Annotated in this window: 14 protein-coding genes; 4 read left to right on the top strand and 10 right to left on the bottom strand. The window is 76.5% G+C overall.

Annotation, left to right across the window (positions count from 1 at the left end):
* On the top strand, positions 1–186 hold a 186-nt coding region (locus ACH4SE_RS34590; RefSeq protein WP_398547540.1), incomplete at its 5' end, for a phosphopantetheine-binding protein.
* Positions 183–1,430 carry a condensation domain-containing protein gene (locus ACH4SE_RS34585; protein WP_398547539.1) on the top strand — a complete coding sequence of 416 codons (1,248 nt, stop codon included), beginning with the start codon at positions 183–185 and terminating at the stop codon, positions 1,428–1,430. The genes ACH4SE_RS34590 and ACH4SE_RS34585, both read left to right, overlap by 4 nt.
* Before the next feature lie 15 nt (positions 1,431–1,445).
* On the opposite strand, the gene ACH4SE_RS34580 is transcribed toward ACH4SE_RS34585, so the two are convergent.
* On the bottom strand, positions 1,446–2,027 hold the full coding sequence (locus ACH4SE_RS34580) for a TetR/AcrR family transcriptional regulator (protein ID WP_398547538.1): 582 nt from the start codon (positions 2,025–2,027) through the stop codon (positions 1,446–1,448).
* A 147-nt stretch (positions 2,028–2,174) separates the two neighbouring features.
* Here ACH4SE_RS34580 and ACH4SE_RS34575 point away from each other — a divergent pair, with 147 nt between their 5' ends.
* Positions 2,175–3,086 carry an SDR family oxidoreductase gene (locus ACH4SE_RS34575; protein WP_398547537.1) on the top strand — a complete coding sequence of 304 codons (912 nt, stop codon included), beginning with the start codon at positions 2,175–2,177 and terminating at the stop codon, positions 3,084–3,086.
* Between the two features lie 147 nt (positions 3,087–3,233).
* Here ACH4SE_RS34575 and ACH4SE_RS34570 read toward each other — a convergent pair whose 3' ends face one another.
* From ACH4SE_RS34570 to ACH4SE_RS34555, 4 genes are all read right to left on the bottom strand, one after another.
* On the bottom strand, positions 3,234–4,106 hold the full coding sequence (locus ACH4SE_RS34570; protein ID WP_398547536.1) for a hypothetical protein: 873 nt from the start codon (positions 4,104–4,106) through the stop codon (positions 3,234–3,236).
* Positions 4,107–4,191: 85 nt separating this feature from the next.
* On the bottom strand, positions 4,192–5,109 hold the full coding sequence (locus ACH4SE_RS34565; RefSeq protein ID WP_398547535.1) for a hypothetical protein: 918 nt from the start codon (positions 5,107–5,109) through the stop codon (positions 4,192–4,194).
* Positions 5,106–5,546 (bottom strand): peptidase inhibitor family I36 protein, encoded by a 441-nt coding sequence (locus tag ACH4SE_RS34560; protein ID WP_398547534.1) that lies wholly within the window; start codon positions 5,544–5,546, stop codon positions 5,106–5,108. Before ACH4SE_RS34560 ends, ACH4SE_RS34565 begins: the two co-directional genes overlap by 4 nt.
* A gap of 195 nt (positions 5,547–5,741) precedes the next feature.
* Positions 5,742–6,734, bottom strand: coding sequence for a helix-turn-helix domain-containing protein (locus ACH4SE_RS34555; RefSeq protein WP_398547533.1), 993 nt, complete (start codon positions 6,732–6,734; stop codon positions 5,742–5,744).
* Positions 6,735–6,975: 241 nt separating this feature from the next.
* Between ACH4SE_RS34555 and ACH4SE_RS34550 the strand changes: the two genes are divergently transcribed.
* Positions 6,976–7,866, top strand: a complete 891-nt coding sequence (locus ACH4SE_RS34550) for a cupin domain-containing protein (protein ID WP_398547532.1) — start codon at positions 6,976–6,978, stop codon at positions 7,864–7,866.
* 18 nt (positions 7,867–7,884) lie between these two features.
* Here the strand turns inward: ACH4SE_RS34550 and ACH4SE_RS34545 are convergent, their stop codons facing one another.
* From ACH4SE_RS34545 to ACH4SE_RS34525, 5 genes are all read right to left on the bottom strand, one after another.
* The gene (locus ACH4SE_RS34545; protein ID WP_398547531.1) at positions 7,885–8,559 is read right to left on the bottom strand and encodes a hypothetical protein; all 675 of its coding nucleotides are present in this window, start codon (positions 8,557–8,559) and stop codon (positions 7,885–7,887) included.
* Positions 8,556–9,455 carry an ATP-binding cassette domain-containing protein gene (locus ACH4SE_RS34540; protein WP_398547530.1) on the bottom strand — a complete coding sequence of 300 codons (900 nt, stop codon included), beginning with the start codon at positions 9,453–9,455 and terminating at the stop codon, positions 8,556–8,558. The genes ACH4SE_RS34545 and ACH4SE_RS34540 overlap by 4 nt, the downstream gene beginning before the upstream one ends.
* Complete coding sequence (locus ACH4SE_RS34535) at positions 9,452–9,802, bottom strand: PadR family transcriptional regulator (RefSeq protein ID WP_398547529.1); 351 nt, start codon at positions 9,800–9,802, stop codon at positions 9,452–9,454. Before ACH4SE_RS34535 ends, ACH4SE_RS34540 begins: the two co-directional genes overlap by 4 nt.
* Before the next feature lie 92 nt (positions 9,803–9,894).
* Positions 9,895–10,194, bottom strand: a complete 300-nt coding sequence (locus tag ACH4SE_RS34530) for a hypothetical protein (RefSeq protein ID WP_398547528.1) — start codon at positions 10,192–10,194, stop codon at positions 9,895–9,897.
* Between the two features lie 110 nt (positions 10,195–10,304).
* Positions 10,305–10,871 (bottom strand): SRPBCC domain-containing protein, encoded by a 567-nt coding sequence (locus tag ACH4SE_RS34525; protein WP_398547527.1) that lies wholly within the window; start codon positions 10,869–10,871, stop codon positions 10,305–10,307.
* Positions 10,872–11,153: the final 282 nt, after the last annotated feature.

The raw sequence follows: 11,153 nt of genomic DNA, 5'->3' as shown, positions 1-11,153 counted from the left end.
AGCCTCCTCGCCGTCAAAGTCATCGCCCGCCTCCGCACCGCCACCGACATCAACCTCCCCATCCGCACCCTCTTCGACAACGGCACCGTCGAAGCCGTCGCCCGCACCCTCGAAGACGCACTCCTCGCCGAACTCCACCAACTCACCGACGCCCAAGCCGACCAACTGCTGGCGGACGGCCCGTGACCGTACCCTTCGCGGCGGCGGACTCGGGGAGCGGGCCGCTCACCTGGGGGCAGCTGGCGATCTGGGACGCCATCGAGCGGACGGCGCCCGACGACCGCTACTTCAACTTCGGCCGGATCCTGAAGGTGCCCGGGGTGCGGACGCCCGCCGAGGTCTGCGCCGCGCTGGGCGGGCTGGTCGCCGCGCACGGTGCGCTGCGCACCCGGCTGGACCTCGCGGGGCCGCGGCCGCGGCAGCGGCTGGCGGCGCGCGGGGAGCTGCCCGTGGAGCGGTGCTCCGGGGATCCCGAGGCGGTGCTCGCCGGGCTGTCGGCGCGGGCCTTCGACTACCAGGCCGAGTGGCCGCTGCGGGTGGCACTGGTCATGGACGGGCCGCGCGTCGGCCATGTGGTGCTCGCCTTCTGCCATGTGGCGGCGGACGGGCTGGGGGCCGACGTGGCCGTACGGGACCTGCGGGTGCTGCTCCTGCGCGGCGCCGCGGCCCTGGCCGGGCGTTCCGCGCCGCGCCCGCTCGACCTCGCGCACTGGCAGGCGGGGCCGGAGGGCCGCCGGGTGGCGGCGCGGGCGGCGCGGCTGTGGGAGAAGGTGCCGCACGAGGTGATGTTCGACCGGCGGGCGGGCGCGGGCGAGCGGCCGCGCGTGCGGCGGGCGCAACTGGCGTCCCCGGCGATGGAGCTGGCGGTGCGGGCGGTGGCCGCCCGGCACCGTACGTCGACCTCGACCGTGCTGCTGGCCGCGACGGCGGCCCTGGTGGGCCGGATGACGGAGCGGGAGCGGTGCGCGGTGCTCCCTATCGCCAGCAACCGCTTCCGGCGCGACACCGCGCGGATCGTCGGCATGGTCTCGCAGGAGGGCGTTTTCGCTCTCGACGGGACGGGCCGGCCGTTCGGCGAGCTGCTGAGGGCCGCGGATCCGGCGGCGCTGCGCGCGTACCGCAGTGCCTTCCACGACCCGGCGGACCGGATGCGCGGGGGCTGGGCGCAGCCGCTGTGCTGCTTCAACGACCAGCGGCCGGCCCGGCCGGACCCCGCGCCGTGCGCGCCGGAGGAGATCCGGGCGGTGCTGCCGGCGAGCAGGATGTCGTGGCCGCTCGGCCAGGACCGGCTCAACTGCCGCTTCTGCGTCCATGTCACCGGCAACCTGGAGGTCTCCCTCACCGCCGACACCGTCTACCTGCCGCGTCCCGAGATCGAGGGGTTCCTCTACGGGCTGGAGCGCCTGCTCGTCACGGAGGCGGGTGCCTGACCGGCCGTCCGGCGGTCAGACGCCGTCGCTGCCCTGCGAGGCGGCTGCGGAGAGGGCACCCAGGTCGTCGAAGGCACGGCGGAGATACGCGTCCAGGGTCTGCGCGGGATCGTTGATCCATTCGTCGGCGGCCCGCTGGAAGGCGGCCCAGCCGGCTTGTGCCGCGAGGCCGGCGAGCCGTTCGGGCACCCCGCGCTGCCGCAGGGCTCCGGCGACCGCCTCGGTGAGAGCCGCGGCCTTGGCCAGCTCGCGTTCGCGCAGCGCGGGGGTGGCCGCGATGACCGCGCAGCGCGGCTCGGAGAAGTCGCGGTTGCCTTCCAGGATGTGCTTGGCCTTGAGGAAGGCGTGCAGCAGCAGTTCGAGCGGCCGGCCCTCGGGGGCGGTGGCGACCTCGTGGACGAGGGTGTCGCGCAGTTCGGCCTGACCGTCGAAGAGGACCTCGCGCTTGTCCGCGAAGTGCCGGAAGTAGGTGCGCTCGTTGAGGCCGGCGCGGGCGGCGATCTCGGCCGTGGTGGTCTGGTCGAATCCGCGTTCCCGGTACAGCTCCAGGGCCGCCTGCTGAAGGCGGCGGCGCGCTTCTGCTCCGCTGCGTGGCATCCCGCCAGCATCCCACACGCCAGTGACCGGCACTTCTTTGTGCCAGTGTCTGGCGTTTCTTGACGCCAGACACTGGCACTACATAGTGTCAGTGACTGGCGCAACCACTGCGTCGCACACCTGGCCCCACGTGAGAGCGAGTGCTTCATGCATGTCTTCGTCACCGGCGGCTCCGGCCTCACCGGTCCCGCGGTCGTCGCCGGGCTGGTCGCGGCCGGCCACACGGTCACCGGGCTCGCGCGCTCGGACGCCGCCGCCGCGCGGCTGGAGTCGCTGGGCGCGGCGGCGCACCGCGGCTCCCTGGAGGACCACGGAAGCCTGCGCGACGGGGCCGCCGCGGCGGACGGCGTCCTGCACATGGCCTTCGGCGGCGACTTCGCCGACCCCGACGACCTGGTCCGGCGCGACCGGGGCGCGATCGAGGCACTCGGCGGCGCGCTGGCGGGCTCCGGCAAGCCCTTCGTCAGTACCTCGGGCACGCTGGTCATGGCCGTGGGCCGGGAGGCCGCCGAGACCGACCGGCCGGACCCGCAGGGCATCGCGGGGTTCCGGATCCCGGGCGAGGAGGCCTGCCTCGGCTTCGCGGAGCGGGGGGTGCGGGCGAGCGTGGTGCGGCTCGCGCCCACCGTGCACGGGCCCGGCGACTACGGCTTCGTCGGCATGCTCGTCGCGACCGCCCGCCGGACCGGCGTGTCCGCGTACGTCGGCGACGGCACCAACCGCTGGCCCGCGGTGCACCGGCTCGACGCCGCGGACCTCTTCCGGCTCGCGCTGGAGAAGGCACCCGCCGGCAGCGTGCTGCACGGGGCGGCCGAGACGGGGGTGCCCTTCAAGGAGATCGCCGGGGCGATCGGGAGCGGCCTGGGCCTGCCCACCGCCGGCCTCTCCCCGCAGGAGGCGGCCGCGCACTTCGGGAGCCCGTTCATGGCCACCGTCTTCGGTGCCGACGTGCCCGTCTCCAGCGCCCGCACCCGCGAGCTGCTCGGCTGGACGCCCACGCGGCCGGGACTGCTCGCCGACATCGGGGACGGCGACTACCTCACCGCGCCGGCCGCCTGACCGCCCCGCAGCCCCCGCCCCCGGACCGTCAGGCGGGCTCCGGGAGGCGGACGGCGAAGGCGGCGTGGTGCGAGGTCTCCGTATCCGCACGCCCGCCGCGGCACCGTCGGAGACGGTGCCGCGGGGTGGCGGCCGGTCGGCACGTCCTCATTCGCAGCCCTGGCCGGGGGTGACGGCCGGCCAGGCCTCGACGCCGTGGGCGGTGCGGACGTAGACCCGGGAGGTGTCGGAGGTCGTCCACAGCTCCTCCCCCTGGCGGTGGTAGCCGGTGTCCCGGGCGCCCGCGGGCATGGCGGCGTCGCCGTCGTACGGGGCCGCGAGCATGCCGGGCGGGAGGACGCCGTGCGGGTCGCGGGCGTACTCCCGTCCTGCGCCGCCGGATTCGCCGCCGAGTTCCAGGAAGCGGGTCTGCTGCCAGCCGCAGTGGGCGGGGCCGCCACTGGTGCTGAGGGTGGTGACGGGGACCCGGTCGCCGTGGCTGTCGGTCCAGATCTCGTACGGGCCCTTGTCCGTGAAGCTCGCGGGGAGTTCGGCCGGGTCGCAGGACGCGCTGGTCTCGGGGCCCCAGCCGGGGCGCCCCGGCTGGTCCTTGGCGACGACCACGGCGACCTTGGTGCGCAGTCCCACGTCGTAGGAGAACAGCACACGGTCGGCGTCGCGGCGCTCCACCCGGTAGCCGGAACGGGGCACGTCCGGCTCCTCCATGTCGAAGTACGCCGTCAGGCCCTCCTCCGGCGTGCCGCCCCCGTCACCCTTGCTCCACGAGCCGGAGCTGCCGCCCGCGTAGATCCGCCCGGTGCACTCCAGTGCGCGCCCGGCCGCGCCGGAGGCCGCCAGCAGTGCGGCCGGGTCGTCGCCGGTGGCGGCGCTGACCGCGACGTGCAGCGGCCCTGCGTAGGGGATCGGCGGCGCCGTGCCCTCCACCACCGGGCCGGTGCCGTGGCCACAGCCGCTCGCCGTCGCCGCCAGCACCGCCGCCGCCGCTGCCGCGCCGCGCCCGTACGTCCCGCTCATCCGCATGCCCGCTCCCCCTGGTCCGCTGTCCGGCGCTCCGTCCGCCGGGCGCCGCGCCGGTTCGACGCCGGGCCCGCCGTGGCGGTTCCGCTCAGCTGCCGGAGGCCGTCAGGACGCGGCCGGCGCGGCCCAGCGCGGACTGCCACTCGGCGGTGACCCGGCGCAGGAGCCGCAGATCGGGCACGGGCAGCCGGGCGGTCTCCTGGCGGCGAAGGCCGAGGAGCGTCGCGGGCAGGTGGATGCGGGCCTGGCAGCGGCCGTCCGCCACGGCGACGGCGATCTCACGGCGGCGGAAGGCGGGGCCGGACGCGCCGTCCGCGTGCTCGCGGCGCAGCGCCGCGGCGGCATCCTCCGGGGTGCGGTAGATGTGGCCGCTGCGGCGCATACAGGTCTGCCAGCCGGCGAGGACGGCGGCGTAGCGGGGGCCGGCGGTCGCGGCGTGCAGGGTCGCGTCGGCGAGCAGCTGCGGCACGTAGTCGACACGGGCCCAGGCCTGGAGGCTGCCGCCGAGCTGCTCGCGGGCCGCGGCGACGCAGCCACCCGCGGGGACGGTGGCACTGCTGGCGCCGCGCAGGGGTACGGCGGTCGTGGGGGCCCCGCGCCCGAACTGGACGTCGGTGAAGCGGGCGCGTTCCGCCCGCGGAAGGGCGGCCGCGTAGGCCTCGGGGGACGGCGCCGCGGCGGCGGGGCCGGCGGCGGTGGCGATGCCGTAGCCGCCGCGGGCGCGGCCCGCGAGGTCGATGACGGCGGACTCGTCGTCGGGGGACGGGGGTTCGGCGGCGGGCACGGGCGGGGGGTGGAAGCCGGCCGAGCCCAGGCACGCGCGGTCGAGGCGGTCGAAGGCGGCCTGGAGGCGTGCGGAACCGGACGGCCAGCCGCCGGACCCGGTGGCCAGGTCCGCCATCGCGGCGGACACCGCGGGGGGCCCGGCCGGCCGCGGGGAGCCGCAGCCGGCCGGGCCGGCGGCCAGGGCGCATCCGGCGAGGAGCGCCGCCGCCCGGCGGATCACTTGGGGGTGCACCAGTTGTTGGAGCTGATCGCGTCGTTGAAGGCCGGGTCGTGGAAGCCGGTGCCGACGTTGTTGACGCGGTCGCCGATGCTGACGCTGTGCCGGGTGCCGTGGTAGTCGGCGTCGGAGTAGAAGTAGACCGTGCAGGAGGTGCCCTGGTTCTCGACGGAGCTGATGCAGTCGTTCCAGGTGCCCGGGTAGGCGGTGCACCCCGAGGAGTTCTTCAGGTTGCGGTAGTCGTGGTTGGTGCCGGCGACCTTGCCCATGGCTCCGCCGCGGTTGATGTCCACCCAGAAGCAGGCGTAGCCGCCGGCCACGGGACAGGCGGTCACCCGCGGGGCGGCCGCCGCAGCGGGAGTGGCGGCGCCGGTGCCCCAGCCGAGGCAGAGGGCGGCGGCGAGGGCCGCGACGGTTCCGGCGAGTCGTGTCGTACGCACGCGATCGTTCCCTTCGTGCTCTGCCGGGCGGGGGGCCGGCGCACCGGCCGGGCCCCCGTCCGGCCCGTGCTGTCGCCCGGTGCGGGGCGGCAGCGGGAGGCTTCCGCCCCCGTGGCGGCAGCGCGCCGCGCCCGGGTCGTGGATCGATCGTGCCGGGTCGCGGGAGCCGCGGGGATAGCACTGCGCGCCGGGCGCTTAACGCTGCGTGCCAGGACGCGGACGCAGGGCGGCCTGCCGGTAGTCGGTGGGGGTGAGGCCGTAGGCGGCGCGGAAGGCGCGGGTGAAGTCGGGCGGGTGCCCGAAGCCCCAGCGGGCGGCGATGGCCTGGACGGGACGGGCGGCCTGCGCGGGGTCGGCGAGATCGGCGCGGGCGCGGGCGAGGCGGCGGCCGCGGATGTGGGCGGCGGCGGTGGCGCCGTGGCCGTGGTCCTGGAAGAGCCGGTGCAGGGTGCGCAGGGAGATGTGGTGGGCGGCGGCGACCGTGGCGGGCGACAGGGCGGGGTCCGCCAGGTGCCGCCGGACGAAGTCCTCGATCTGGAGGAACAGCACCTGGCGGCGGGTCTCGGCGGGGGTGCGGTCCCCGGAGTCGGTGTGGTGTGCGAGCCACGCGGTGACGAGGTCGACGAGGACGCCGCCGATGCGGTGGGCGTCGCCGGGCCGGCAGGGCGCGGTGTCGGCGGCGAGCTGGGTCAGGAATCCGGCGAGCAGGCATCCGGCGCCGTTCCGCGCCGGGAGGCGGGTCGCGAGCAGGCGGTCGACGAGGCCGGGCGGCAACGGCACGTCGGCCCGCGGCACCTGCACCACGAGTGAGGCGGCGCCGTCCGGCCGGGCGTCGACGTCCGCCCGGTAGGGGCGCGAGGTGGTGTACACCACGAGGTCCTGCGGGCCCAGTTCGCTCACCGTGCGGGCCTGGGCGATGCTCTGCCGGCCGCGGACGACGAGGCCGACGGCGTACATCTCCGGATCCGCCTGGCGGATCAGCCGCGGGGTGCGGCGGGACGTCATCGACGCGTAGGTGAGCGCGGTGACCTGGGCGGTGCCGAAGGCGCCGGTGCGCAGGGTGGCGTGGAAGGCGGAGGCGTCGATGCTGAACTCGTTGCCGACGAGCGCGCCCGCCGTGGCGTCGCGCCAGGCCGCCACCCGCTCCGGTGCGCGTACGCTCCGGCTGTCGAACACGGTCCGCAGCACGCCGGACCACCGCCTTCCCGCTTCCCCGTCGATCGTGCCCGGTGCCCCCACTCTCCCGGCCGATGCCCGGCGGCAAAAGGACGTATCGGGACACAGGGTGCGTACGGCTCGCGGGTGGAAGCACCGCCGCACACCGGCGCCCGCGGGCGGCGCGCGCAGGGGCCCCACTCGGGTGGCGGGGCCGCGGGCGGGGTGGCGCAATGGGTCCGCGGGAGGTCCCGCGGACCGGGAGGGAGCACTGATGACGGAGGACGGACGGCCGGAGACCGCGCGGCTGCTGGGGCTGGAGCCGCACCCGGAGGGCGGCTGGTACCGGGAGACGTGGACGGCAGGCGGCGGCACGCCGGTACGGCCGGACGGCTACCCGGGCGAACGGCGCCTGGCCAGCGGCATCCACTTCCTGCTGGAGCCGCGGCAGGAGTCGCGCTGGCACAAGGTGCGCTCCGACGAGCTGTGGCTGTGGCACCGCGGCGGCCCGCTGCTGCTCTCGCTGGGCGGCACCGGCGCGGCTCCGGACCGCGCGGGTGTCACGCAGACCGTGCTGGGCCCCGACCTGGCCGCGGGGCAGCGGCTCCAGGCGCTGGTGCCGGGCGGGCACTGGCAGGCGGCCCGCCCGTACGGGCGGGAGGAGGTGCTGGTGTCGTGCGTGGTCTCCCCCGCGTTCGACTTCGCGGACTTCGTCCTGGAGGAGCCGCCCACGACGCGCGCGGAAGTGTCCGCCGTGCTGCCGGTGTCCTACGGGCGGGCCTGGCCGCTCGTCGCCGACTTCGACGGCCTCGCCTCCTGGCACCCGCTGATCGCCCGCTCCGAGCCGGAACCGGGCCTGCCGCCGGGCGCGCCGGGGCACGTACGGCGGCTGGTGACGAGGACGGGCGAAACCATCAGGGAGCGGCTGCTCGCACTCGGCGAGGGCCGGTGCGTCTACGAGTTCGCACAGTCACCCTTCGCCGTGCGCGCCTACCGGGCGACGCTCGCCCTCGGGCCCGGGCCGGACGACGCGACGTGCCGGGCGCGCTGGACCGCGCAGTTCACGCCGTCGGACCCCGAGCAGGGGCCCGCGCTGCGGGACTTCTTCGCCGGCGAGGTGTTCGCGCCGGGGCTCGACGCGCTGGCGGAGGCGGCGCGGGCCTGACGCGCGGGTGACGGCAGGTCAGGGCTCCGGGTAGCGGGCCAGCCGCAGCCTGCGGGCGAAGAGCAGCAGGGTGGCGGCCGTGCACAGCACCCAGACGCCGCAGGCGTGCAGCAGGGCGTGCCACACGGCGGCGGTGCCGGCGCCGTCGACCGCGTAGTTGCCCATCGACCGGGCCGACCAGTACGGCATCAGTTTGGCCGCCAGGCCCGCGGGATCGGCCAGCAGCTGCGTCGCGCACACCATGAGCAGGGCCAGGGCCCCTTCGAGCTCGCGCGGCAGCAGAGCGGCGACGAGCCCGCCGAAGGGCGCCGCGACCAGGGCGGTCAGCAGCAGCATGAGACCCGCGCCGTACGGGTGGCGCAGGTCCTGGCTCGCGCCCACCAGGCCCCAGTAGCCCACGGCGAGGGCGAGGCCCGCGCCGGTCATGGCCAGGAGCCGGCCGCCGATGATCCCGGGCGTGGAGGCGCCGGCCAGCCGCAGCCGCGGATCGAGGCCGCGGGAGCCGTTGACGACGAAGAGGGTGAGCGTGGACACCGCCCACCCGATACCGATCGCGAGCAGGCGCGTCGACTGGCCGGGCTGGTCGTGCCGGACGAGGTAGAACGACAGCGGCAGCGCGACGACCAGCAGCAGCGCGGAGCGCCGTCTGGCCAGTTCGCGTACCGACATCGCGGCGATCACCAGGGATGTCATGCGTGCCTCCGTCCCGTCCGGGGGGTGCCTGCCGGCCCGGCGGTTGCCGGTCCCGTGGCCTCGCAGGCGCCGGCCGCGGCGCCCAGGTCGAGGACATGGTCGACGTGGTCGAGTTCGTGCAGCAGGTGGGTGACGACGACGACACCCCGGCCGGCGCCGCGCCATGCGTGCACCTGCTGCCAGAAGTCGAGGTAGGCGCCCTGGTCGAAGCCCTGGTAGGGCTCGTCGAGCAGCAGCAGGTCGGGGGCGTGCAGCTCGCCGAGGACGAGGTTGAGCTTCTGCCGGGTGCCGCCGGACAGCTGCTGGGCGCAGCGGGCGCGATCGGGGCGCCAGGCGAGCCGCCGGGCGAGGTGGTCGCCGGTCGAGCGGGCACGGCGGGGCGCGATGCGGGCGGCGGCCCCGAAGAGCATGAAGTGCTCGGCGGGGGTGAGCCAGCCCGCCGTGCCGCCGTCCTGGGGGACGAAGCCGACGCGAGCGGTGCGCTGGACGCTGCCGCGGCTGGGGCGGGTGAGCCCGGCGCAGATGCGCAGCAGGGTGGACTTGCCGCAGCCGTTGGCGCCGACGACCGCCGCGACCTCGCCGGCCCGCACAGTCAGGTCGATGCCGCTGAAGACGGGCCTGCGGCGGTAGCGCTTGCCCACTCCGGACAGCCGCAGCAGGACCCTGCCGCCACCGAACGCCCCGCCGGGCGGGGCGGGTTCGCCGGGGGCGCCGAGCGTCGTGACCAGGTGCCGGGCGTAGAGGTGCGCGGGGCCGAACAGCTCGCCGGGCTCGGCACCGCACTCGGCGGCCTGCTGGGCGGTGTCGCGGGCGAGGGCGCCGGCCCGGGCGGGCTCCAGGCCGAGCCGGACGAGCTCCTCCTCGAAGCGCGCCAGCCAGGAGGGGCCGGCGGTCATCGCAGGCCTCCGCCCGTGGCGTCCGCCGAGGCGCCGACCAGGCTGTCGACGCCGTCGCGGAAGGCGCGCCACTCGGCGGCCTGGTCGGCGAGGACGGCCCGGCCGGCGGGGGTCAGCGCGTAGTACTTGCGCCGCGGGCCCGCTTCGGAGGGCATCCAGCTGGGCTCGGCGAGACCCTGCTGTTCGAGCCGGAGCAGTGCCGGGTAGAGGGTGCCGCCGGGGACGTCGGCGACGCCCGCCGCGGACAGCCGCTGCGACAGTCCGTATCCGTAGTCGGGGCGTTCGCGGAGCATCGCGAGCAGGCACAGGTCGAGGAAGCCGTGGAGCCACGGCCGTGCAGTCACCACCTAGGTAGGCTACCAAGTAACCAGGCTCTCTACCTAGTGCTCGACAGCGGGGGCACGAGCGGGAAGGGAAACCGGCCGGCCCGGACGCCGGGTCAGCCGCCGAGCGGCGGGAGCCTGGGGCGCCGGCGGCCCGACCGCGCCGAACGCCGGTCCGTCCACACCAGCACCGCCCCCGCGACGGCGCACGCTGCTGCGCCCGCCGAGAGGACGACACCGGCGGTCCCCCCGTACCCGGCGAGCATCCCGGCCGCGTGGCACAGCTGGCTCGCGCCGAGCGCGACAGCGCCCCACGCGCCGCGGGACGACCCGCCGGCGCGCAGGGGCAGGGCGGCCACCAGGCCGAGTGTCACGAAAACGACCCCGCAGGCCCCCAGCACGATTGCGCCGAGCACCGCCCACCTCCCTTCAGAGCTCCCGGGCGGCAGCGTAAGCCCGGTGGCTGTGAGGGGAGGTGGCGGAGCGTCAGGCGGCCGGGACGACGGCCTTGCCGCGGTGGGCGGCCTCAGACCCTGGCGACCGGCCCGGCCGCGGCCGGGGTGACCGCGACGGTCAGGCCGTTGAGCACGAGCCGGGTTCCGCCGCGCAGATGCGCGAGATCCTGGGAGCCGTCGCCCGTCCACACCAGGTAGGTGTACTGCTCGGTCCACGTCAGACGCGAACCGCCGGGGGCGTCGGCCAGCTCGACGGTGACGAGCGAGGCCCAGCGCCGCACGCCGTCGACCTCGGTGCCGTAGGCGTGGACGATCCGGGTGTCCGGAACGATGTCGAGGAAGCGGGAGCGGTAGACGAGGCGCTCCTCCGTGTCGCCGGACACGAAGACGTTGCGGGCGGTCTCGCCGCCGCCCACCCGGAAGTCCAGCTCGTGCTCGGCGGTCGCCGACGGGCCCGGCAGCCGGAACCAGCGCCGCCGCAGCGACGCGTCCGCGAAGCCCTCGAAGACCCGGGAGCGCGGGACCGTGAAATCCAGCTCGACGGTGAACGAGCCGTGCAGGGCCGCTTGCGCGGTGCCGCCCTCAGCGGCGCTTCCGGCAGGGTGCGCGGCCGGGCCGCGGCCTTGTGCGTCGTCCATGGCGCCAACGTAACACGCGTCCAGACGGAGGAACGCGTCGGCCAACTGCGCCTGGCGACACGGTGGTTGGAGCGTCCAGCGGCGCGTGGGCCGGGACTGCCGGACGGCAGACGACCGGCGACCGGCGGGCGGCTGGGCGCCGGGCGGCTGGAGCCGCCGAGGGGGCGGCCCCCGCACCACGAAAGCGCCCAGCGGCCGTGTGGGCCGTCACGCGGGCCGCGACCGCCCTCACGGCCTGGGGCGACCGGGAGCCCCGGCCACCGGGCCGGGCCGCCGCGCGCC

The sequence above is a fragment of the Streptomyces sp. NPDC020983 genome (assembly GCF_044333485.1).
Taxonomy (GTDB): domain Bacteria; phylum Actinomycetota; class Actinomycetes; order Streptomycetales; family Streptomycetaceae; genus Actinacidiphila.
Note: the sequence above shows the minus strand (reverse complement) of the source record. Positions and strands in the feature narration are given on the sequence as shown.